Consider the following 23,709-nt stretch of genomic DNA (forward strand, 5'->3'; position numbering starts at 1 on the left):
AGCTCCAGCGGGTACTTTCGCTTCCCCATAATCGAGACCTTTCCCATGATCCGTGGACCATGATCTAAAGCCTCCGGAAAAACGGGGGAAGCTCAATGAGCGATTGCGGTCTGCCTGACCTCGCACGCACTCTATGCCGTCAGCAGGCTCAGATCTTTTTCAGCGTCCCGTCCTTCACTGTGGCGACAGCGGAGCTCGCACTGGAACCTCTTGTCAACCTTTCCCGCCTGCTTATCCGCAGCGGCGACGGCGACGGCGACGGCGCCTACCATCTGCTCAATACGCTGTACAAGGCAGTCGCTTCCCGCTCGGACACCGTGATCGACGGCATGAAGATCGGATTCGGCGATCTCATCCGCGATGACGATCACCGGGAGATCGTCCGATGGATGTGGACGGTCCTGCTCGCCGACGGCACCCGCGCCCTGACCAGTGCGGGCCGCTGGCCGGACGCGCTCGCTCATCTTCGGCAGCACAACGGTGTCGGCCGACGGATGCTCGACGGCCGCCAAGTCGCGGTCGTCGCGAGCATCACCGCGGGCGACGCGGACGGTGCCTTGGCGTTGCTCGCGGACACCGTTTTGGGGGAGCCGTGGGAGAACGCGGTCACCGCGTGCCTGACCGTGCTGTGCCGCCGCAGCGCCCACCAGTCGGTGGAGGCGGATCTCGCGGTGATGGTGGAGCGCTACCGGCAGATTGCTCCCGCGTCCGGCCTGGCGGTGTTCGGCACACGCTTGGGTCTGTCCGTCATCGACGCGGCCGGAAGCGTGGAGTATCCCGGTGTGCGGGGGATAGCCGCCGCGCTCATCCAGCGGGCTTGCCAGGATGGATACGCGGCACGCGAGGTGCTGGCTCATGAGGGGTGCGCCGCGCTACTCAACGACGAGCAGGCACGCGTTCTCGCCGAAGTGCTGGACGCCTGTGCGCTGGGACGCCGGATACTCCCCCCACGATTGGCGGCTGATCTTTCGACTGCGCTGGACACCAGTGAAACGGTGCTTTCGGGGACTCTCCGCGTTAGGTAGGCGCGATCGAGCAGTAACTCTTTTTCTAGGAATCGGACCCGCAGCGGGTTGGCGACGCACCGCTGCAGCGCGGTCCGGCGGCCGGCCTCGTCGCGCAGGATTCACTCGATGGATACCCACGTCTTGGGACGGTTTCAGCTGGGCGGCTTCCTCTTAGGCGGCGCCCGCGGAGGGAGAGGGTCTGCGCCAGTTGGTGAACCAGCGCAGCACCCACTCCACGGGCCCGTAGCGGTGGCGACGCAGCCACCACAGGCTCCAGAGGGACTGCGCCGCGAAGATGCCGACGCCGATCGACACGACATGAAACGGGCTGAGCCGGTCGACCAGGCTCAGCCCGTAGCCGGTGAAGATGAGTGAGCTGATCAGCGACTGCGCCAGATAGTTCGTGAGCGCCAGCCTGCCGGGCGCCGCGAGCGCCCCCGCCAGGCGCGGCATCGCCGGGAGCAGGCGCAGCAGGGTCGCGGCGTAGGCGGCGGCCAGCAGCGGCGCGGTGACCAGGTTCACCGCCTGGCCGACCATGTGGTACGCGTGCCCGCCGCCCGACCAGGTCGAGTGCGCGTAGACCAGCGCCCCGGCGAGCCCGACGGTGAACCCCGCCCACTGCATCCGCCGCAGCGTGGCCGTGTGCCCGGAAAGGTCGCTCAGCAGCCGCAGCTTGCCCACGGCCAGCCCGACCAGGCAGGCGGCGAGCACCGTGGGCCCCTGGAAGGAGACCCGCAGCACGAAGATCTTGGCGAGCCTGTGCAGGTGCTCATTGATGATCATGGAGGCGGAGCCGTGCAGCGCCTCGTCGGACAGGGCGGCCTGCGCCGCGTTCTCCGACATGGCCTGAGAGGCGTCCGTGCCCAGCGTCGCGAGCGCCGCCAGCAGCAGCATCCCCACGGCCAGCGCCACCGTGAGCGCGAGCGCGATGATCAGCGCGGCGCGCGGGGCGATCCGCCGCATCGCCAGCAGGACCAGCCCCACCACCGCGTACGTCGTCAGGATGTCACCGGGGAACAGGAGGATCGCGTGGGCCAGGCCGAGCAGGAACAACCCTCCCAGGCGGCGCAGGAACCGGGGGGCGAACCTCGTCGCCGACCTGCGGGCCGAGTCGATCTGGAGGGTGAAGCTGTAGCCGAACAGGAAGGCGAACAGCATGTAGAACTTGTTCTCGAAGAGAATCGAGACGAACCAGCGCACCTCCCAGTCGAGCGGTGCGGAGAACGTCGGCGCCGCCAGCCCGGCCATCCGGTATCCCGAGGCGAGGTAGGTGATGTTGACCACCACGATGCCGAGCAGCGCGAAACCGCGTAACGCGTCGACCGCCGCGATCCTCGGCCCCGTGGCCTCGGCGGACGTACCTGCCCGGCCCCGGGGCTCCCCTGCGAGCATCTGACCGTCCTTCGAGCAGCGCCGGGGCGTGCGCCCCGGCGAACGATGCTCAGTATGGTGCGGTTCGACCGCCCACAATGAGATTTTGTTCCTTATTGAAGCTGGTAGCCGATGACGATGAACCGCTCCGCGATCACGGCCAGGGCCAGCACGAACGCGGGCACCGCGACGAACAGGATGCGCCTCCTCCGCCTGGTCGCCTGGTCGCGGCCACGCAGGCAGGCCACCTCGTAGGCGAACAGCGCGATCCACGTCACGACCAGCGCGGCCAGGCCGACCGGCGTCCACGGCGACGTCGGGTCACTGCCGTTCAGCTGCACCCCCGGCTCGGGGATCTCGGCGCCCTCGGGGTAGGAGCTCAGCGTGTAGACGGCCGCGTCCTCGCCGTTGAAGACCCGTTTGAGCTCCTTGTTGGCGTCGAGCGCGGCGCGGAACCGCTGCGCCCAGTCCTGTGGGAAGCCGTGGTTGAGCTGCAGGTATCCGGCCTGCCCGCGGGTGGCCACCAGATAGGTGTTGGGCGGTGACACCCGGAGCTTGTCGATCACCGAGGAGAGCTGGGCCGGATCCTTGTCCACCAGCACCTGCTGGTAGGAGATCTTGTCGAAGTCGCGTTCGCCCCACGGAATGCTCGGCGTCACCTCCTGGCCCAGCACCGGGACCAGGTAGAGGACGCGGGCGCTCGGCTCGTCGTTGTCGTAGATGTAGTGCATCGCCGCGACCTCGCTGGCGGAGACCCGCTCGAACTGCTCGTTGCCGTAGCGCGCGACCAGGAAGACCATCGCCAGCATCATGGCGCACCCGGCGGCCAGCAGCAGCGAGATCCGCCGCGTCAGCTCGGGGTTGAACCGGATGTTGCGCCTGCGGATCGGCACCGTCTCCTCCGGCGCGTCCTCGGTGCCCGCGGGGAGGTTCGGGAAGAAGGCGTACGCGGCCAGGATGCAGGCGCCGGGCAGCGCGAACAGGTAGATGCGCAGGCCGATCTCGCCGCCGTAGTTCTGCAGGCCGAGGGCGAGCACGGGGACGCACAGCAGCAGCAGGGCCGCGCGGTCGCCGACGCCGCGCCGCAGGCGGCGGAACAGGCCGGCGGCGGCGAGCGTCAGGATGACGCCGCAGATGCCCAGGCGGGCCATGAGGACGAGCGCGTGCTTGGGATCGCTGCCGTCGATCCGGTCGCCGGTGTTGCTCTGCAGGTTCTCCAGGATCCGGCCCAGACCGCCGAAGAGCTGGTCGATGTGCCCGCTCCAGAAGGTGACCGTCTGGTAGCTGATCCAGGCCAGCACCATCAGGCCCAGGAAGAAGGGCAGCCCCCAGCTGAGCGAGGAACGCCGGAGCAGGATCAGGCCCGTCAGCGCGCCGAGCATCATGAACGGTGTGATCTGGTGCGAGGCGGTCGCCGTCGCGAACAGGCCGATCAGCACGATCAGCATGATGGCCCGGTCGTAGACGCCGGTGGAGTGGGGCAGCTCACCCGGCGTCAGCCCGTCCAGGCGGGCGAGTAACCGCCGGATGGGCCCCTTGGCGGGCATCGGTTTGACGCGGGGCTCCACCTTGCCGAACCAGCGCAGCACGATCGCGACGAAGGCGAGGTAGATCGCGTACGTGAAGCCCTGGGACGAGAAGTAGTCCTGGCCGATCCACTGCACGATGACGAACAGCAGCGCGGCGAACCAGCGGGCCCTGGTCGTGGCGACGACCTGGCGCAGGATCAGCACGAACGGCAGGAGGTACAGCAGGTTCGACAGCAGCGGCGTCCACCGCATGATCGTCGTCAGGTCGGTGACCCCGGCGGCCTTGGTGACGAAGGCCACCAGCGCGAAGAACCCCGGCCACGCCAGGCGGGCGTCGAGGATGGCGGAGGCCTCACCGGTGCGGTTGATGTACTCAACGAAGCCCGCGTGGACGTAGGCCGTGTGGAACCTCGCCTCGTCCTCGATCAGCGCCGCGGCCCCGTGCAGGGCGAAGGTGATCGCCGCGATCTGGAAGAGCAGCAGGAACTTGCGGTCGGTGTTCTGCGCGATCGTGACGAAGAACGCGACGAGCATCAGCAGGATCGCGGCGAACGCGGTCGACGGCATGGCGGAGATCAGGCCCACGCCGTCGATGTCGTTCAGGTCGACGCCCCGCAGCGGGCCCGGCGACACGCGCAGGGCCAGCACGTACATGATCAGGCCCTCGACGGTGAGCACCGGCGGCAGCCACACCATGGCCGACCGCATCACGGCCTGCAGGCGCGTGGGCTTGGCAGCGGGGTTGGCAGCGGGGTTGGCAGTGGGTTCGACGGTGGGCGTCGTGACCGGAGGCTTGACGGTGTCCACCGCGGCCGGAGGCATCGCGCTCGTCGCCGGTGCCGCCTTCTGCGCGAGCCTCCCGGCGCTCTTTCCCGCTCCCGAGCCGGTCTCCGAGCGCCTCTGCGTGTCCTGTGGGGCCCGATAGGCCGCCGGGGTCTCCGTGACTTCGGAGAAGGACTCAGAAGCTTCCAGGGGGAGCCTGGAGGCTCCGGCGGACCTCTCCCGAGACTCCACGCCCGCAGGCCGGTCGAGTCCCGAAGGCCCGGGGGGTGCAGGGGGCGCGGTGGGCACTGGGGACGCCGCCAGGTCGGGCAGGCGGAACTCCGCCGTGCTGTCGGCCCCGTCCTCGTCCCCGGCGTCCTCAGTGTCCCTGCCGTCCCCCACATCCCCGGCGTTCTCACGGCGCGCGGGCGGGGCCCCTGTCGTCTCGGACCGGGGAACGCTCGCGGAGGGCGGGGACGCTGGGCTGAGGGGTAGCCGGATGACGGCGGTCACCTCGGGATCGTCACCGTAGACGCTCTCCTCGGGAGAGCCTTTCGCGCCTTTCGTGTCGGCGTCGGCGTCGGTTGCGGGGGCCGGCGACAGGCCGTCGGCGTCGTCGTCGGTGTCAACGTCAGGATCGGCGTCCTCGGCGGAGTCCAGCGGTGTTCCGCCGTCGGCGGAGTCCGGCGGCGTGCCGTCATCGGCCGTCTCGTCGTCCGGCGTCTCGTCGCGAGGGGCGCCCGCAGGGGTCTTCTCGTCGGACGTCCGGCCGTCGGGAGTCTCACCGTACGGGCTTCTGCCGTACGGGGCTCCGGCCCCGGACGTCTCGTCGTCGGGAGTCTCGCCGTGCGGACTCCCGGCGCCGGAGGTCTGATCGCCCGGAGCCTCCCCGTCGGGAACCTCGCCGTCCGGGATCTCGTCGGGAGCCTCGTCGCCGGGCGCTCCGAAGGGCGCCGTGCCGGTGGGCTCGCCGTCGGACCCGGCCAGGGGCTCGTCCGAAGGCGCGGGGTGAGTGGGATCGATCTTCCCGACCTCGGCGGTTTCCGCCGCCCCCGTCGTCGTCACGTCATTACCTGCCCGTTGCCTCACGTCTAACATCATGGCGGCTACGCGGACCAGGCTGTGACAGGTCACTACGGATATCCGTCATGTCCGGACGCTTCGCGTAGATCAGTTAAAAGCGGTATCGCGGCTGTACTCCAGCCAAACGGTCCCCTGCTGGCGCCCCCGATCCCACATGGGGACAGGGAAGCCGGACAGCGGAGACCGCCGGGGCGGCCACCGGTGCGCGACCCGCTTCGCGGATCGCGCTCTTTCCGTGGCGTACCCGGCCGTTCACACCTGGCCGCGTACCTTGCGCAGACCGTATCTCGTGCGCCTGACGACGGCGTACCCCTTCGTCAGCATCCGTTCCCGCATGTAGATGAGCGGGACCTGGTTCCCCTCGACCGCCCGGGTGAACATTCCCATCGAGGTGCCCTCGGCGACGGTGAGGCGCGGCAGCGCGAGCACGTCGTGCCGGTCGGCGGCGATGGCGTTGTTCACCGCGCAGGCGGCCCAGTATCCGGCCTTCCTCACCTCGCGCCGCACCCGCACGTTGGAGTAGCCGTACGGGTAGGCCATCGTCGAGACCAGTGAGCCGATCTTGTCCTCAAGCAGGGCCTTGTTGCGCCGCAGCTCCTGGCGGAGCTCGTCCTCCGGCAGCTGGTCGAGCTGGGGGTGGCTGTGGCTGTGGCCGCCGATCTCGATGCCGCAGGAGGCGGCCTCGCGGGCCTGGCTCCACGAGAGCATCGTGTCCAGGGGCCTGCCCGCCGCGTCCTTGCCCGCGTCCCTCACCCACCCGCTGGTCAGGAAGACCGTCGCGGGGAAGTCGTAGCGTTCGAGCAGGGGCAGCGCCTCGCTGTGGAAGTCGGCGTACCCGTCGTCGAAGGTCACCACGACCGGCCGCTCGGGGATGGAGCGGCCGTTGTTGTTGTGCAGCGAGGCGACCAGGTCGGCCACCGTGAGCGGCGTGAAGCCGTTCTCCTTCAGGTAGGCGAGCTGCTCGGCGAAGGCCGAGGGACGCACCGCGAGCGGCTTCGTCTCGGCGTTGGGCCGGTCGGAGACCGAGTGGTACATCAGGATCGGTACGCGGATCATGCCGCACGCACCCGCTTCAGCTTCAGTCGAAGGGAACCGACGATGTAACCCCAGGTCGTCCAGGCGAGACCGACGACGATCGCCCCGGCCCTGCCGAGGCCGGACAGGTCGCCTCGCAGCGCCTCGCCGACTCCGCGCAGCGCGCCCAGCGGCAGAGCCTTCAGCGCGTGGGCCCGCTCGCTCGACAATCCGTCGCCCGCTCCCACGCTCTGGGCGACCAGCGCCTTGGACAGGCCCTCGGCGAAACAGCGTGAGCGGAAGTAGGCGAACGTCGAGCGTACCGGCGGGACCTTGTGGCCGATCACCGCCGCGGGCTCGAACAGCATTCCCGACCCCGGCATCCGCTGCGAGAGCCGGATGCAGAACTCGGTCTCCTCACAGCCCAGCGGGCGGGGTTTGCGCCCCTGCACGCTGCGCCCGATGCCGGTGTGGAACCCGCCGACACCGCCGATGACCTCCCTGCGGAAGGCCGCGTTACCGCCCATGACATTGCGGATCCGCGCCCGCTGCGTGGGCATGCCGAGATAGCTGCACCCCACGGTCCAGTCGAACTCGTGGGGATACCAGCCGGGTCGGTGCCCGATGCCCCACAGCGGCCTGGTCAGCCCGCCCACCCCCACGATGGTCGGGTCCTGGAAGCCCTCCTCCAGTGCTTCCAGCCAGCCAGGCTCCGCGACGGCGTCGTCGTCGAGATAGGCCACGATGTCGCCGGAGGCGGTCGCCGCACCGGTGTTCTTGCCACCGGACAGCCCCTTCTCCTGAGCGTTCTCCACCACGATCGCGCCGGGATACTCCTTTTTGAGCCTCAGGTGGAGATCCGGGTTGTAGTCGACGACCAGGATGATCTCGTGCGGCGCGCGCGTCTGGTTCTGGACCGACTCGACGGCTGCTCGGATGTCCTCCCAGCGGTCCTCGGTGTAAACGCAGATGACGACACTGCTTCTCATGGTTACGCGGCACCCTGATCGGCGGCCGGAGCGGCGGCGGCCGGCTCGTGAACGGCGGGAGCCGGGTTGCTCCGCCACTCGCGGATGATGGTCTTCAGCACCCGGATGCCGTCGCGCACGGCGTGCAGGTTGCTCTCACCGTGAATGCGGCAGCGCTCGTGGCTGGGAACCTCGTGGACCTTGAGCCCGGCCTTGGCGGCGCGGACGTTCATCAGGGTCTCGATCTCGAAGCCGTCGCAGTCGAGGTTGAGGACGTCCAGATGGCGGGCCCAGAAGGCGTTGTAGCCGTAGCACAGGTCGGTGTAGCTGGTGCCGTACATCCTGTTGACCAGCGCGGTCAGCGACTTGTTGCCGAACTTGCGGATGAACGTCAGGTCGTCGCTGCCGCCGCCTGACGCGTAACGCGAACCCTTGACGAAGTCGGCGCCGGTGACCAGGGCGCCCACGAACTGGATGATCTCGCGGCCGTCGGTGGAGCCGTCGGCGTCGATCATCACGATGATGTCGCCGCTGCAGGCGGCGAATCCGTCCGTCAGCGCGTTGCCCTTGCCCTTGCCCGTCTGGTGGACCACGCGCACGTTGGGACGCAGTCTCTTGGCCACGGCGACGGTGTCGTCCTTGGAGTTGCCGTCGACCAGGACGATCTCGTCGATCCACTGCGGGATCGTCGCGAAGACGTGCGGGAGGTTCTCGGCCTCGTTCATCGCCGGCACGACGACGCTGACGGTCGGGGAGATCGCCATGTTGGGGGTGATGGGGGTGAACCGCTCGATGGGAGGCACCGCCCTCAGCGGTGGCTTGTTGTTGTAGTGCTTGGTGATCTCGGGACTCATTGTGACGGATGTCCTTCCGGGCGGTCGGTCGTCAGGGGCGACTTGGGCGGACGGACCCGGGGCCATGGCCGATCGAGACGATCGGCGAAAACGGCGAATGCGATGAGGGATGCATACGAGGGTCCTGGCGAGTGGTGTGGTGATGAACGGGAGCGGTCTAACCCACTCCCCACGGTTCCTTGACGACCGGGGTGCCTGATTGGTTCTGCGCGGGGGAGCGCATACGGCCGAAACCTTTCAGCACACGGTCAGCAAGCCTGTACAAATTCGGGCGATCTGTGACGATCGTTCGTGCCTTGTTGACCGGGGTGCGGCCGATCCAGTGGACGGCGGCGGCCGGGGAGGGACGCGACACGCGACCTTCCGCGACGAAGAGATCACCGCTTTTCAACCAGCTCTTGTACTCGCGTCCGCCCTTGCCCATGTCGACCTGCAGCAGCCCGGAGTTCGCGGCGTGCTCGGCCATGTGCAGGTGGTGCATGATCCCGGGGGAGTAACGCGCGAACTCGGTGTCGTAGGCCGGGAACCAGCCCACCAGCGTCGTCGCCGTCCGAAGGCCGAAGTGGCCGGCGACGGGCCTGTCTCCGGCGTAGACCATGGTCAGGACGCCCGCGAAACTCTCGGACCTCTCCGCGTGCATCTCGTCGAGCAACTGGACGATCCACGGCTGGGCGAAACGGTCGACCCGGCCCGTCCTGCGGTACTGGTCGGACTTCCAGTTGGTGAGGGTACGGAGCGTACCCAGGTCGGTCGAGGCCCACTCGAAGCGGATCTCACCCTGCTCGCGGCCGAGCTTGCGCTCCTTGTAGCGGACCGTCTTGAGATTCTTCGGCGAGTTGGCCTTCACCTGCTCGATGTAGGTCTCGAATCCCACGCTGAGGTCCATCACCGGAGCCGGTCGCACGTCCGACTCGTACGGCGCGAACGTCGGCTGGCCGGGGACGAGGTGGTCGAAGTCGAAGACGGAGAGCTTGCAGGCGCGCAGGAGCGTCCGGACGTCCAGCTTGAGGCCGGAGACCGCGATCAGCCCGTGGCAGGTGGTGAGGAAGCCGCCGAGAGGCTTGCCGATCCCGAAGCTGTGGCGCTCGTAGGGGAAGAACCCCACGATCTTGCCGCCGTCCTGGATGATCGCGACACGAACGTAGTCACGCAGTCGCCCCATGGCCAGGGTGAACTCCACGGAGAGGAAGGGGTTGTCCAGCGACGGGTCCGCCACCTGCAACTCCCGCCAGCGCGAGATTTCGGGCTCCCCGAGGTCTCCCGGGCGAACGATGACGATGTTCACCTTGACCTGGCCCCCTGTTCGGTCTGCAAACTCCCGCTCCCCCGATACAACACGCGTAGTACGTATATGAAGCCGCCGAGCACCGCGATGGTCGCGACTCCGGCGCGGGGCGACCATGCATCAAAGGTAAGCATGGCAGCGGCCAAGAGAACGTTTACGACCAGGCTCGCCGCTGCACCCACTGATAGTGCCGCAAGAGGGTCACGATCACGCAACAGTCCTACCACTGCGGCGCCGGGAACGACCAACAGGAACAGGGGCGTAAGGATCAATCGTAACGGAGTGTCCAGGTCGGCCAAGGCGATCACTGCCCCCGCCACGCACGCGAGGGTGAGTGCCCATCTGAGCACCCTGCGGTTGACCGACATCTTCCGAGCTCCTGGTTGGTAATGATGTGACTGATCGCGCTCTTCATGTGACCAATCACTCAACATGGACGTCAATGCCGACGCTCGGCACCAGTCCATGGTTTACCGGATCCCTGAGGGAAGTCTCGGTGTTAGGTAAAACGAGATGTGGGAGTCAGCCCGTCGCCTCCTCCGAACTCGCCCCGGCGGAGGGGGTCGGAGTCGGCTCGGGGGCAGGGTCTTCAGGGGGTGCGGAGGCATCTGGGTCAGGGCTTTCCCACGAAATCGCGCATCCGGCGTTGCCTCCGGCGGACTTGAACGCGACCCGCCCCGCACCGCTCTCCGACGGGTCCTTGGCAGTGACCCAAATCACGCCGCTCGCGCCCGCCTTCAACTGCCCGCGGACGGGGTGCACGGCGAGCCCGCCGGAGGTGGTCGCCGACCACGAAACCGTGGCGCCGCGAGCCGCGAGCCGGATCTGCCCGGCACCCTCCCCGATGTCGCGCGGGCACGAGACGTTCAGCCGTCCGGTCGCGGGCGGCGTGGTGGCGGTGCGGGTGGGGCGGGGCCGTCCCGCGGTGGTGGCGCGGCTCGGAGCCGGTCGCGCCACGGTGGCGGTGGGGGCGGCGGTGACGGGTGCCTCGCTCCTGCGGCTTCTCGTCGGCGTGGGCGTCGGCGCCGTCTCCGGATCCTCCGACAGGGGGTCGGGCCCCGGCTCGGGCTCGGGCTCCAGCGTGATCAGCGCGGGTTTCGGTCCCGGCGCGGCCTGGGGGTCCCTCAACTCCCCGCCGGCCAGGTCCACTCCGCCCACCACGACCACCGCCCCGGTGGCGGCCAGCACGCACACCGCCGCCAGCAACACCGGACCCCTGCGTCCGCGCCGCCTGCGCCGCTGCGCGGGGAGCGTCTCCGTGCCCCGCTTCCCGCCGCCGGGGAGTGTGGCACGCCGGACCTCGCCGTCCTCCGCCGATGACGTACGCCCGGCCCCCAGGTCTTCCCGCGACGCCGTACGCCGAGCCTCGGGAGCCCCCGCCGGTGGCGTACGCCGGGCCTCGGCGCCACCGTTCGGCGGGGTGCGCCAGGATTCGTCGTCCACCGGCCACGACGCGTGCCACGCCTGGTCGTTCGCGGGCGGCGCCCCCTCCCACGCCTGGTTGCCGGTGGAGGGTGTCGTCTGCCACGTTCGGTCGTTCGTGGGAGGTGTCGTGCGCCACGCCTCGTCCGCCGGGGGTGCCGGCCATGCCTCGGCGTTCGCGGTCGGCGTCGGCCACCCCTTGGCGCTCGCCAACGGCGCCGACCAGACCTCGATGTTCACGGGTGGCGGTGTGTGCCGCGCCTCGCCGTCCGCCTGCCGTGAGGTGTGCCGCGCCTCCGTGTCCGTCCACGGTGCAGCGCGGCCTGGCTCGCCGTCCGAGGGCGGCGCCAGAACGTATCGGGGGGCCGGCCCGCCCTCCGCGCGGTGCGGCCCGCCCTGGTTCTCCGGCCCCCACCACGTCGTGCCCGACCCGCCCTCGGCGGAGCGCGTCCCGGTCGCTGTGTGTCCCGCTCGCTCCTCCTCGTGCGTTGCCCCGGCCTGCGAAGCCCTCGCGCCCGTAGGAGGCGTTCCGGGGTCCGCGGGCGGCGCCGCGTGCCGGGCGCGGGTGCCCGCGGGCGGTGTGGCCGCGCTCTCGGAGGTTTTCTCGTCGCGTGCCCGCCTGCCGCCCGCGCTCCTCCTCCCGCCCCACCGGCGCCCTCCTGAACGTCGTTCGGCCGCCGTGGGGAAACCGGCCTTGTCGAAGCCGTTCTCGGCGGCGATGGCGGCGCGCTCCTCGCGCGACTCCGGGTTCACGCAGGTCTCGATCACCCGGCGGCGCAGCGAGAGCGGCGGGTAGGCCAGGGGGACGAGGTCCAGCAGCCGTCCGGCCGAGACGTGCCGGTCCCTGCGCTCGACGCAGACCTCGCAGCGGCCGATGTGGGCCGACAGGCGCCTGCGCAGCATCGTGGTGAGGGGCCCCTCCCACGAGTCCACCATCGCCGACAGGTCGGGACAGTGCGCCCGGCCGACCTTGGCGAGCACCACTGCGCCGGCCGCGTTCTCCAGGTGGTCGCGGACCCGGCCGAGCCTCGCGGTGACCTGGCGGGAGGTGAGCCCCAGCACCGCGCCGACCTCGCCGCTGCCGAGGTCGTGGCGGAGCGACAGTTCGAGCACCTCGCGTTCCTGGACGCTCAGCTCCGTCATCGCCTCGTGGACCAGGACCGCGAGTTCCCGCTCGCCGGGATCGTCGTGGATGTCGGGCGGTGGCACCGCTCCCCGAGGTCCGCCGTGCCCGGCGTCCGCGCACCGGATCCGTACGAGCGCGTACAGCCACGCGCGCAGGCGGCCGGGCTCGCGCAGGCGGTCCACGCTGCCCTGGGCCGTGACCAGGGCGTCGTGTACGGCGTCGGCGGCGGTCTCCCGGTCGCCCAGCAGCGAGTGGGCGTAGTCGTTGAGCCGTTCCGCATAGGAGTCGTAGAGGCTCGCGGGTGCCACTGGGTCGGCTGTGTCGGCACGCCGCAGCGCTTCAACGAGTCGTTGGTCGTCGGTCCGGCCGACGGTCGGCCATCCGGGCACGGATATTCCTCCCCCGTGAGACGGGCTCGTTCACGGGTTTCATCACTCGCCCGTTCCAGCCCACACGCGTAGGACGTCACCTCCCCGCGACTGGTTGACCAAAGGGGTCAATATCATGCCGATACGGTATGACCTGGGAAAACTGCTACGGCTGGTACCAATGTGGCACCAGCCGTACGAGATGAAAGTGATGCGGGAGGGTCAGCAGTTGGGAGCGCAGAGTCGGCGCTTCATGCCCTCCAGGAAGAACTTCCTGACCTCCAGGACGTCCTTGGCGATGTAGGCGTCACCGGCGGTCGCCTTGGCGAGGGCGTCCATCTGGCGCTTGCCCTTGGGGGCGTCGGGACCGAAGGCGATGATCAGGACGCTGACCGGCTTCTCCGGGTTGAACTGGTCCCTGAGCCGCTTCAGGATCTGCTGGTTGCTGATCCCGCCGTCCGGATCGTCGTTGCCGGCCCCGTCGGTGAGGATGAGCACCGTGTTGATCTTGTCGCTCTGGTACTCGTCGGTCATCTGCTTGTACGCGGCCGCGAGGGTGTCGTTGAGCCCGGTGTCACCGGTCGCCTTGGCCTGGGTCGTGATCAGCTTCTGGTTGATCACGTCCCTGCGCAGGACGCCGTTCATGTCCTCGGTGAGCGGGCCGACCGGGACCGTCTCGCGGTAGTCGACGCCCTGGCCGTTGAGATGGGTGGAGAACTCCCACAGTCCCAGCTCGCTGTTGGCGGGGAAGAGCTTCATCCCCTCGACGGCGATCCTGCTGATCGCCTGCATCCGGGTCAGGCCCGTACCGGGAACAGGGAGTGCCATGGTGCCCGAGACGTCCAGCAGGGTGAGGAGCCTCGTGCCCAGTTTGATCCGGGACCAGGTCTGGGACATCCTCGCGACGGTCTTGGCGTCGGGCGGCTCGATCGCCTGCGGCGCCTTGGCCTGGAAACCGTCGGAGCCGGAGATGGCCTTGCCGCCCTTGCCGTCCGGGGTACGGAACCCCTGGTCCTGCAGCGTCTTCTTCGACGCCTCGCTGCCGAGCTCCTTCTGGAACGCCTCGGCGGCCTTGCGGACGATGGCGTCCTTGGCGGTGATCACCACCGGGTAGTCGAGGTTGATGGTCCCCTCTGCCGGATAGAGCGGCACGGCCGGGACATCGGGCTTCTTGGCCTTGTTGAACGCCCAGACTCCCTGCTCCGAGGAGATGCCGAGCGGGGCCTTACTGCCCTGGACGCCGAGGCTGGACAGCAGCGCGTCCTGGTCGCGAACCGTCGACGTCGATCCCGACAGGCTCTTGAGCGCGCCGACCAGCTGCTCCTCGCCCGCGCCCGAGGCCGTGGCCACCCCGGCCGCCGCCAGGAGCGCGCCGAGCCCGGCGGAGTTGAGCGCGGGGTCCAGCACGAGCACGCGCACCTTGCGGCCGGGACCGTCCACGTTGGCCACGTTGGCGGCGTTGATCATGCCACCCCAGCTGGCCTCGCCGAAGCTCTTTTTCAGGCTCGGCACCACCGAGCCCGAGGCCACCATGACGATGGGGGACTGGGCGATGGACGCGCCCGCCTCGGGCACCTCCTCCACCCTCGCCCGCAGGTTCGTCACCCACAGCTTCGAGTCGGGGACCCACATGTCCATCGCGACGGCCTTGCCCCCGGTGAAGGAGGAGGCCACCGTCGCCGAGGTGCCCTTGGCCACCGTGACGGCGGCGCACCTGCCGTCGACCTGGTGGGCCGCCTTGTTGAAGCGCTGGGCGATCTGGGACAGGGCGGGCTGGATGTCAGGGGAGGCGGTGATCCGCAACGGGAGCGCCTCGCCCGCGCACCCGCCGTCACGGTCGCGGTTGATGACCACGAACGCGGCGACGCCGAGCAGTACCGCGAGGGCGACGGATCCGGCGAGTGGGACCAGCACCTTGCCGCGTCCTCCGCGCCTGCGCCGCGTCTGCTGTTCCCTGTACGGGGTGTAGCCGTCCTCGAGTTCATCTGTCCGGTGACGTCCGCCCACGATGTCCTCTTCGGTGTCGATGTCATGGAGCTAGCGGGTCACCCTATCGGGAGGTCGTCCGCAATATTCACGGAACTGTACTTGGAATGATTAGTGGGGCAAAAAACGCATTTCGGTGCGGTTGTTACCGTATGTGTTGATCATTGAACCCTGTGTCCGCGAAGGGCCGTCGACGATCGAGACAGCGAAGATCGCCTGGTCAGATAGCAGAAACAAAGGAAAGCCAACGGCAGGGGAACGAACGATCCGTGACCGAGGAGAGCGGACGATCGGCGACCGTGAACGGGTGGCCGGTGCCGATGGCCGGTGGCCGGAGGAGCGGGTGGTCCGCGACGGTGAACGGGTGGTCGGAGGAGGGAGTGGTCCGCGACGGCGAGCGAGCGGGTGAGAGCGCGGGCGATCCGCAACGGTGGGGGCGGTCAGTGGCAGCAGGAGTGCCCGTGCCACGCCCTGAAACCCTCGCGTACCGCCACCGCGGCGAGCAGGACCGCCATCGCGGGATCGACCCACCACCACCCGGCGGAGTTCAGTGCGAGCCCGGCCAGGACCCCCGCCGCGAGGAGGGCGCACATGAGGTTCTGCGTCCCCTCTCCCGCGGTCGCCGCCGAGTGCAGCCGGACCCCCAGTCGCCGCTTCGCCACCCCCAGGAACGGCATGCCGACCACGCTGACCGCCGTCACCGCGATCCCGAGCAGGCTCGGCACGGCCCGGTGGCCGGCGTCCAGGTCGTGCGCCACGTGCACCACCAGGTAGGGGGCGAGGATCCAGAGGCTGATCGCCACGGCCTTGCGGGCCCGCTCCTCGGCGTACGCGGACCCTGTCCTCGCCCCGGTGAACCGCCAGACCACGATCAGGCCGGCCGCCGCCTCCACCAGGGCCGACGTGCCCCAGCCGATGAGGGCGACCGAGTGCGCCCCCAGACCCGCGGCGATGCCGAGCAGACTCTCGGCGCCCAGCCAGACCAGGGTCACCAGGGAGAGGGCGCGAGCCCTGCGGGCGTCACGCAGCCACTCGGCGCTCGGCGGTGCCACCGGCACGATCTGATCGGTCACGACGGCCTCCGGTACCCGTTCGGCAACGCTGGGTAATCTATGCGTCACATGGTGTCGGAGTGTGGAGAAGTGGCGAAGCTCCTCACGGTGACGGCGGTGTGCCTCCCGCGTGGCGGACCACGTGCCTCCCTATGACGAACCGCATGACGGAACCGCATGGCGAACCGCGCGAACCGTGTGGCGGGACAGGCCGGTCGACCGGCCTGTCCCGCCGTAGGCGGGTCGTAGGAGGACGGCGGGTTTCGCGGGCCGGTGAAAGTCCGCGGTCCCGGCGCGGGCATGCCGCAAGATGGAGCTGTCCAGCAGATCGTCGGGAGGGAAATCCGTGCCGTTCACGCCCAGCCACGTCGCAGCCGTGCTGCCGCTGATCTCCTCGGAGCGGATGCGCCGGTTTCTCGACCCCTGGGCCCTCGCCCTGGGCGCGATGGTGCCCGATCTGCCGATCTTCTTCCCCTTCCTGCCCGACTACATGTTCTGGCACTCCTCCAGGGGCGTCCTCACGATCGACCCGTTCGCCGTCGTGATGCTGCTCGCCGTCTTCCACCTGACGCTCCGCGACCCGCTGACCGCGCTCCTGCCCCCCTCCCTCGCCGGGCGCGCCGCCGTGCTGACCCCGGGGATGTACGGGCTGCGGCGGCTGCCCGCCGTGGTCGCGGGAGGTGTCGTGGGCGCCTTCACCCACAAGCTCTGGGACTCCTTCACCCATTCGTACAGCTCGGCCCTGTGGGGCTGGAGCTGGCTGGACGTCCGGGTGGCGGGAGTGATCTCCCTGTTCCGCCTGTTGCAGTACACCTCCACCGTGGTCGGCCTGGCGGTCGTCCTCTGGTGGGCCTGGCGCGGACTGAGTGCGATGGAGTCGCGGCCGGTGCCCGAACGGCTGCTCCTGCCCGCCGGTGAGCGTGCGGCCGTGCTCCTGGCCACCGCCATCTCGATCCCGCTGGGCGCGGTCGCCTGGGCGCTGGCCTTTCCCCCGGACACCAAAGCCGAGCTCGTGACGAGGCTGGGCGCGGGGGCGGTCGTCGGCTGCTCCGCGATGTTGCTCATCTACGCGCTGATATGGCAGCTCAGGCGGGTCATGGCAGTATTCGAGGGTGCCTGAAGCCATCGACCCCCACCTGGCCGACTACGCCAACCTGCGCGACGTCGAGCTGCGCAAGAGCATGGAGGCCGAGCACGGCCTCTTCATCGCCGAGGGGGAGAAGGTGATCCGCCGCGCCGTCGCGGCGGGCTACCCCGTGCGTTCCGTACTCCTCACCTCCCGCTGGGCCGGTCCCCTCGCCGATCTCCTCGACCCGCTCGGCGATCGGGTCCACGTCGTGGACGACGCCGTCATGGAGGAGGTCACCGGTTTCCAGGTCCATCGCGGCGCCCTCGCCGCGATGGAACGCCTCCCGCTTCCCGAGGTGGAGGATCTCCTGTCCGGACGCGAGGCGCGAAGGGCTCCCGCCGGGCACGCGGTGCGGTCGGAGGGCGAGCCCGGATCGGGCTTCCCGGCCCCGCGAGGGGCCTCCGCCGAGCCCCCGGCACCCCGGCGCGTCCTGATCCTCGAAGACCTCGTCGACCACGGCAACGTCGGCGCGATCTTCCGCTGCGCCGCCGCCCTGGGCGTGGAGGCGGTGATCCTCTCGCCGCGCTGCGCCGACCCCCTCTACCGGCGCTCGGTGAAGGTCTCCATGGGCGCGGTCTTCGCGATCCCGTACGCGCGGATGACCGACTGGTACGCCGGCCTGGCCGAACTGCGCGAGGCGGGTTTCCAGACGCTCGCCCTCACCCCCGACCAGTCCGCCACCCCCATGGACAAGGTCGCCATGGCCGACCGGGTGGCACTGCTCCTCGGTTCGGAGGGGGACGGGCTCTCCTCCCGTTGGCTGCGCGAGGCCGACGAGGCGGTCTGCATCCCGATGAGCCCGGCCGCGATGGACATGGGCGTCGACTCCCTCAACGTGGTGGCCGCCGCCGCCATCGCCTGCCACGGACTCATGCGCGCCGGTTGAGCGGATCTCCTCGCCGCGCGTCCACCTCGATCTCGATCTTCATGCGAGGGTCGGCGAGGCCGCACACGATCATCGTCGCGGCGGGGCGGACCTCGCCCAAGTGACGGCGCAGGGTCGGCCAGCAGGGCTCGAAGTCCTCGCGGTCGGGCAGCATGTATCGCACCCGGACGACGTCGGCGAACGAGCAGCCCGCCTTGGTCAGTGCTTCTCCGATGTTGCGCATGCACTGCTCTGCCTGCTCGACGACGTCGTCGGAGATCGTCATGGTCGCGTAGTCGTAGCCGGTCGTCCCGGACACGTGCACGCGGTCACCGTCGACCACCGCCCGCGCGTATCCGATCTGCTCCTCGAAGGTGGACCCGCTCAGGATCGCGAACCGTTCAGTCATGCGGAAAACCGTAACAATCTTCGTTGGTTCCCCAGGCAGGTTCGCCGACGGTCGTCCGAAACCCGCGATCACCAGGGCGCGGGCTCCGGACGACCGGGAAGCGGCCGTCGCCGGATCGTCGGGACCGTGACAGGGAGCCGGACCTTCAGGACCGTAACCGGACAGGGAGCCGGACCCTCAGGGCCATGGCCGGACAGGGAGCCGGCCCCTCAGGACCGTGGCCGGGCGAGGAGATAGTCCGGCCAGCTGCCGTGGTGGCTGATGTCGGGAGCCTGCTCGGTGGCGTACGGCTCGCAGAGGAAGCCGTGCACCGCGCGGCCGTCGGCGAGTTCGATCGTGCCGAGGCCGAGGGGCGGAGCGGTCTGTGTCAGGAGGATGCCGAGTGCCGAGGGGGCCAGTTCGTACAGTTCGACCTCCACCGCGACCCCGCCGGAGGCCGAGCGGACCAGCCCCGGGAGTGGCATCTCGCCGCCCTCCAGGGCGTAGAGGCGGTAGAGGGGGGCCGTGAGGGCGGTTCCCAGGCCGGTGGCACCGAGGGAGGTGAGCCGGCCGTGCAACGGCTGGCCGTAGCGGTGCGCGCCGACCACGGCGAGCACCGTCCGCGCCTCGGCCTCGACTGTGTCTTCGGCCTTGACCTCGGCTTCGACTGCGGCCTCGGAGGCGCGGGCCGTCGCCGGTCGCGCCTCCGGAGCGTGGACGGTGCTCGCCGAGGCCGAGGTGGTCGCCGACCGCGAGTTCTGGACGGGGAGCGCGGGACCGCCGGTCAGGGCGTGGAAGGTGGCGCCGAGACCGGCGAGGAGTTCGTCGGAGCCCGCCGGTCCCAGGAAGGTGAGGCCGTGCGGGCGGCCGGTGGTCGTCGTCCCCGCGGGTACGGAGATCCCGGCGAGGTCGAGAAGATTGGTGAAGGTCGTGTAGTGGCCGAGGATCGTGTTGCGCTCGATCGGGCTTTCGAGCATCTCCGCGACGGTGAAGGTCGTGGGTACGGTCGGGACCGCGAGCACGTCCATCGACGCCCACGCCTCCCGGGTCTCCGCGTCCAGCGCGCGCAGGCGGTAAAGCCCCTCGAAGGCGTCCACGGCACTGAGCGCGCCGCCGCCGGACAGCACCTTCAGGGTGACGGGGTGGATCTCGCCGGGGTTGCGGGTGACGAAGTCGCCGACCGCGGCGAACCGTTCCGCGAGCCACGGCCCCTCGTACAACAGCCGCCCGGCGACGAGGAAGGGGCCGAGGTCGACGGGGACGAGCCGGTGGCCGAGGCCGCCGAGTCGTTCCACCGCCTGCGCGAAGGCCGTCTCGGCGGCGGTGTCGCCGAAGAACTCCGGGTCGCGCGGAACCCCGATCTGCAGCGGGGACGCGCGGGCCGGTACGGGGCCGGGGACGGGGAGCACGCGTGACCAGGGGTCGGTGAGTTCGAAGGCGGCGATGGCCGACAGGACGGCCAGGCCGTCGGCGGCCGAGCGGGCGAAGACGCTGGGGCAGTCCAGTGACGCGCACGCGGGCACCATGCCGAGGGTGCTGACGAGCCCTCGGCTCGGCTTGACCCCGACGGTGCCGGTGAGCGCGGCGGGTACCCGGCCGGAACCGGCCGTGTCGGTGCCGACGGCGAACGAGACCAGGCCCGCGGCCACCGCCACCGCGGAGCCCGAGCTGGACCCGCCGGAGATGAGACCGGGTACCAGCGGTGACTCGCACGCGCCGTACGGGCTGCGGGTGCCCGACAGACCGGTGGCGAACTGGTCCAGGTTGGTCTTGCCGACGAGGAGGGCGCCCGCCGCGAGCAGCCGCTCCACCAGCGGCGCACTACGCGCGGGGACGTAGGAGTAGGCCGGGCAGGCCGCGGTGGTGGGCAGCCCGGCCACGTCCACGTTGTCCTTGACCCCGAAGGGGACCCCGTAGAGCGGTGGGCGAGCGCCGGGGTCCGGCCAGCGGCGGGCCAGCTCGGCCGCGTCGCCGAGCAGGTCCGCCACCGGGCGCAGGGTGATCCACACGTGGTCGTCACCTCGCGCCGCGATCCGCGCGAGCACCTCCCCGGCGACGTCGGCGGGGAGGGCCGCACCGGAACGGTAGAGACCGGAGAGGCTCTCCAGGTCCAGCCGGGCCGTGTTCAGGGTGAGGCGGGGCATGCTGTCCGGATCAGGCGGAGTGTGCATATGCCTTTCCTGTGTACGTGGTTCGCGGGACGGTGTTCGGCGGGACGGTGTTCAGGAGGTGGCGGGTGCCTCGGCGGAGACGGGCCTCGCGGGGGCCGGCTCGGGCTCGTCGGCGGCCTCCGGCGTCTCGTCGGAAGGCCTGGGCTTGAGGAGGGTGAAGGCGAGCAGGATCAGTCCCGCGAAGAGGTAGCCCAGGGAGACCTGGCCGTTGGCGTTCCACTCGACCCGTTCGCCGTGGATGAGGCCGATGAAGGCCAGGGCCGCGCCGACGAAGGCGTACCCGGCGGCCCACAGGAACGACCGGTCGATGATGAAGGCCGTGATCGAGCCGAGCACCAGGCCGGCGAGCACGGCGCCGCCGCCGAGCAGGACCGTTCCCTCGTAGACCGTCCCGCTCTGCGCGATCGTGTCGTACCCGACCTCCCGCGCGCTGGTGCCCGCCGCGGCGAGCGCGTTGTCCATGTAGCCCTGCGCCCAGGAGGCGATGTTGGGGATGATCGCGATCACCACGGCCACCGCGTGCGCCTTCGGCACCGACTGGAAGGCCTGGGCGCCGATGAGCAGGCCGATGTAGAGCAGGATCGGCACGATGGCGGGCGTCGGCAGCACCGCGCCGAGCAGCGCGAACATGCCGAGGAAGCAGAAGAGCGCGATGACGACGCCGCTCGCCATCGAGTAGCTCGTACGGCCGCCCGCGGACTTCCACCCCGGGTGGCCGATGTAGACGGCGGGCGGGAACGGCGAGCCCAGCATCGAGCCGACCACCGCGCCCGCGCCGTCGGCCAGGAGCACCGAGCGCAGGTTGTACGAGTCACCCGCGGCGGCGGCGCTCTCCACGTTGCTCATGCCCTCGGTGAAGTTGTAGATGCCCAGGGGGATGGCGGTGGCGAGCAGCGGCGAGACCTGGCCGAGACCTTCGAGGAGGAGGTCGATGTGCAGCGACGGCAGGCTCACCGCGATGTTCCCGGCGGCGGCGCCCACGTCGGCGGGGTCCATGTAGCCGCCGATCCAGGCGATCGCGGTGCCGGCGAGGAGCGCGGCGAGCCCGACGGGGATGTTGCCCGGCAGCCTCAGGTCGGTGAAGAAGCCGACCATGATGATCACCAGCACCGGCAGCGCGATCCAGGCCGCCTCCCACATCTGCGCGGCGGGCCGCATCGAGATGAAGGCGATCGAGATGCCCGCCAGGGTGCCGAGCATCGCGGCCCTGGGGGTGAATCGGCGGATGTAAGGGCCCACGAAGGCGCCGATCAGCACGATGACGCCGATGATGAAGCACCAGGCGAGCCCCGCCACCCAGGCCCGCAGGGGATCCTTGGTGGCCAGGTAGGTCGGCAGCATGATCACGAACACGACGATGAACATGTGCGGGACGCTGGGACCGTACGGCATCGCGCACACGTCGGTGCGGTTCTCGCGGCGGGCGAGCCGCCGGGCGAGGTAGGTGTAGTACACGTTGCCGATGAGGAGCTGGATGCCCATCGCGGGGAGGATGACGCCGAAGACGTCGGAGCCCGGCAGGTGGACGACCCCGAGGCAGAGGCCGCTCAGCACCAGCACGTTGACCATCACGTTGAAGCCGAGGCCGAAGAAGGCGTTGGTGTCCCCGCTGACCCACCAGGGGAGTTTGAGTTTGACGGGGTCGGTTGTCGTGGTCATCGGTCAGCTCCGTGTTTCGAGTGCCTTGAGATAGCCGCCGGAGAGGGCGACCCAGCCGAAGATGCCGCCCTGGGCGGCGATCATTTCGAGCCCGTACCGCTGGAACTCGGCGAAGTACGAGCCCACGCAGTCGGACAGGACCAGGCACTCGTAACCCCGGTCGTTCGCCTCGCGGACGGTGGTGTGCACGCACACCTCGGTCGTGACGCCGGTGACGATCAGGGTGCGGATGTCCGCCGCCCGCAGGGTCCGGTCCAGGTCGGTGGAGTGAAAGGAGCCCTTGCCCGGCTTGTCGACGACGATTTCGCCCTCGACGGGGGCGAGTTCGTCGATGATGTCGTGGCCGTACTCGCCGCGGATCAGGATCCGTCCCTTGGGGCCCGGATCCCCGATGCGCAGCGACGGCGTGCCGCGGTTGAGCTTGGCGGGCGGGCAGTCGGACAGGTCGGGCAGGTGCCCCTCGCGGGTGTGGACGACGGTCATTCCAGCCGCGCGGGTGGCGGCCAGCACCTCCTGGAGCGGCGGGATGACCCGCCGCAGCATGGACACGTCGTTGCCCAGGGTCTCCCCGAAACCCCCGGGCTCGACGAAGTCCCGTTGCATGTCGATGAGCAGCAGCGCTGTGTGTCGGGGATCGAACCCGTATGCGTACGGCTCGGCCTCGACGAGAAGCGGATCGGACACGTTGACTCCGTTCCTCGGATCCTCCTTTTGTCGATTGTCGACAGAATTGTGTCGGCGGCTTTCCCGTCCGGTTACGCTTCTGTTAGCGGCCCTACCAGAGCGTGATCGTGCCCGGTGAACGCCTCTCCCGCAGTCGAGCGTTCGGCCGATACGTGGCGGTCCCCGCGGCCCCGCGGCCCCGCGGCCCTGCGGCCCCGCGGTCGGCCGAGGACCGACGGGCGCGAGCTCGGCGGTCGGCCGGCACCCGCGCCCTGCCGCTTAGCCGATGTAGGTGCGCGCCCCGTGCCGGGAGAGGGCGTCGAGCGCGGTGACGGGATCGCCTGAGGCGATGGCCTCGAAGAGCCGCCTGTGCCGCTCCACCCCCTCGGCCGGAGAGCGCTGCTCGGCCTCCCTGCGCAGGTTCGCGGCCATGTAGAGCTGCAGCTTCAGGATGACGGGCTCGTACGCCATCAGCAGCTGGCGGTGGCCCGCGAGCGCGACCAGCGCGAGGTGGAAGCGCCGGTGTGCCTCGTTCTCACTGAGCGGGTCGTCCAGGCGTACCGCCGACGCCATGCCCTCAAGGGCCTCGGCGAGCGCGGTCATGTCGTGCGTGCCGGAGAGAGGCAGCGCGGTCTCGACCGCGTAGCGTTCGAGCACGTCGCGCAGTCCGAACAGCTCGTCCACGTCGTTGCCGGTCAGCTCGGTGACGCGGGCTCCCCGCCGGGGCAGGTGCTCCACCAGCCCCTGCTGCCCGAGCGACCGCAGTGCCTCGCGCAGCGGCGCCCGACTGATGCCGAACCGCTGGGTGAGCTGCTCCTCGATCAGCCGCTCGCCCGGTGCGAGGGCGCCGGAGAGGATCTCGTGACGGAGCCGTCGCATCGAAAGCTCGACCAGGCTGGGGTGTTTCAGCTCCCCATCGGGTTCCACCCGTCCAACTCCTCTCGACGTGTGGAACAAACTCTCTCAGAGAACGGCCGGAATCCCACGCGCGGGATGGCGGCGTGGCC

The 23,709-nt window shown here is 70.0% G+C and carries 17 protein-coding genes; 3 read left to right on the forward strand and 14 right to left on the reverse strand.

All coding sequences use genetic code 11. The features are described from left to right. Positions 1 to 95: 95 nt before the first annotated feature. Positions 96 to 1,025 carry a hypothetical protein gene (locus ABZ664_RS24670; RefSeq protein WP_362514408.1) on the forward strand — a complete coding sequence of 310 codons (930 nt, stop codon included), beginning with the start codon at positions 96 to 98 and terminating at the stop codon, positions 1,023 to 1,025. 153 nt (positions 1,026 to 1,178) lie between these two features. Here the strand turns inward: ABZ664_RS24670 and ABZ664_RS24675 are convergent, their stop codons facing one another. From ABZ664_RS24675 to ABZ664_RS24715, 9 genes are all read right to left on the reverse strand, one after another. Further along, positions 1,179 to 2,399 carry a DUF418 domain-containing protein gene (locus ABZ664_RS24675; RefSeq protein ID WP_362514411.1) on the reverse strand — a complete coding sequence of 407 codons (1,221 nt, stop codon included), beginning with the start codon at positions 2,397 to 2,399 and terminating at the stop codon, positions 1,179 to 1,181. A gap of 92 nt (positions 2,400 to 2,491) precedes the next feature. Continuing rightward, entirely contained in the window at positions 2,492 to 5,734 is a 3,243-nt protein-coding gene (locus tag ABZ664_RS24680; protein WP_362514414.1) for a hypothetical protein, read from the reverse strand. A 270-nt stretch (positions 5,735 to 6,004) separates the two neighbouring features. Next, the gene (locus ABZ664_RS24685; protein WP_362514417.1) at positions 6,005 to 6,808 is read right to left on the reverse strand and encodes a polysaccharide deacetylase family protein; all 804 of its coding nucleotides are present in this window, start codon (positions 6,806 to 6,808) and stop codon (positions 6,005 to 6,007) included. After that, positions 6,805 to 7,755, reverse strand: coding sequence for a glycosyltransferase family 2 protein (locus ABZ664_RS24690; protein WP_362514420.1), 951 nt, complete (start codon positions 7,753 to 7,755; stop codon positions 6,805 to 6,807). The genes ABZ664_RS24685 and ABZ664_RS24690 overlap by 4 nt, the downstream gene beginning before the upstream one ends. Before the next feature lie 2 nt (positions 7,756 to 7,757). Next, a complete protein-coding gene (locus tag ABZ664_RS24695; protein WP_362514423.1) occupies positions 7,758 to 8,588 on the reverse strand; it encodes a glycosyltransferase family 2 protein in 831 nt (276 codons plus the stop codon). Positions 8,589 to 8,745: 157 nt separating this feature from the next. Then, positions 8,746 to 9,873 carry a GNAT family N-acetyltransferase gene (locus ABZ664_RS24700; protein ID WP_362514425.1) on the reverse strand — a complete coding sequence of 376 codons (1,128 nt, stop codon included), beginning with the start codon at positions 9,871 to 9,873 and terminating at the stop codon, positions 8,746 to 8,748. Positions 9,874 to 10,395: 522 nt separating this feature from the next. Then, a complete protein-coding gene (locus ABZ664_RS24705) occupies positions 10,396 to 12,810 on the reverse strand; it encodes a sigma-70 family RNA polymerase sigma factor (protein ID WP_362514428.1) in 2,415 nt (804 codons plus the stop codon). A 201-nt stretch (positions 12,811 to 13,011) separates the two neighbouring features. Next, a complete protein-coding gene (locus ABZ664_RS24710; RefSeq protein ID WP_362514431.1) occupies positions 13,012 to 14,796 on the reverse strand; it encodes a substrate-binding and VWA domain-containing protein in 1,785 nt (594 codons plus the stop codon). Positions 14,797 to 15,215: 419 nt separating this feature from the next. After that, positions 15,216 to 15,848, reverse strand: a complete 633-nt coding sequence (locus tag ABZ664_RS24715; RefSeq protein WP_362514435.1) for a hypothetical protein — start codon at positions 15,846 to 15,848, stop codon at positions 15,216 to 15,218. Between the two features lie 325 nt (positions 15,849 to 16,173). Between ABZ664_RS24715 and ABZ664_RS24720 the strand changes: the two genes are divergently transcribed. Further along, a complete protein-coding gene (locus tag ABZ664_RS24720) occupies positions 16,174 to 16,947 on the forward strand; it encodes a DUF4184 family protein (RefSeq protein ID WP_362514438.1) in 774 nt (257 codons plus the stop codon). Next, entirely contained in the window at positions 16,940 to 17,842 is a 903-nt protein-coding gene (locus ABZ664_RS24725; protein ID WP_362514441.1) for an RNA methyltransferase, read from the forward strand. The genes ABZ664_RS24720 and ABZ664_RS24725 overlap by 8 nt, the downstream gene beginning before the upstream one ends. On the opposite strand, the gene ABZ664_RS24730 is transcribed toward ABZ664_RS24725, so the two are convergent. The 5 genes from ABZ664_RS24730 to ABZ664_RS24750 form a co-directional block, all read right to left on the reverse strand. Then, positions 17,826 to 18,230 (reverse strand): RidA family protein, encoded by a 405-nt coding sequence (locus tag ABZ664_RS24730; RefSeq protein ID WP_362514446.1) that lies wholly within the window; start codon positions 18,228 to 18,230, stop codon positions 17,826 to 17,828. The genes ABZ664_RS24725 and ABZ664_RS24730 overlap by 17 nt on opposite strands. A gap of 209 nt (positions 18,231 to 18,439) precedes the next feature. Then, positions 18,440 to 20,380, reverse strand: coding sequence for an allophanate hydrolase (atzF, locus tag ABZ664_RS24735; RefSeq protein ID WP_362514451.1), 1,941 nt, complete (start codon positions 20,378 to 20,380; stop codon positions 18,440 to 18,442). Positions 20,381 to 20,431: 51 nt separating this feature from the next. Further along, positions 20,432 to 22,039, reverse strand: a complete 1,608-nt coding sequence (locus tag ABZ664_RS24740; protein ID WP_362514455.1) for a hypothetical protein — start codon at positions 22,037 to 22,039, stop codon at positions 20,432 to 20,434. A 3-nt stretch (positions 22,040 to 22,042) separates the two neighbouring features. Beyond that, positions 22,043 to 22,723 (reverse strand): isochorismatase family cysteine hydrolase, encoded by a 681-nt coding sequence (locus ABZ664_RS24745; protein ID WP_362514460.1) that lies wholly within the window; start codon positions 22,721 to 22,723, stop codon positions 22,043 to 22,045. Between the two features lie 258 nt (positions 22,724 to 22,981). Further along, on the reverse strand, positions 22,982 to 23,629 hold the full coding sequence (locus ABZ664_RS24750) for a GntR family transcriptional regulator (protein ID WP_362514463.1): 648 nt from the start codon (positions 23,627 to 23,629) through the stop codon (positions 22,982 to 22,984). Between the last annotated feature and the right edge of the window lie 80 nt (positions 23,630 to 23,709).

Source organism: Streptosporangium sp. NPDC006930, from assembly GCF_040635605.1.
GTDB lineage: Bacteria > Actinomycetota > Actinomycetes > Streptosporangiales > Streptosporangiaceae > Streptosporangium.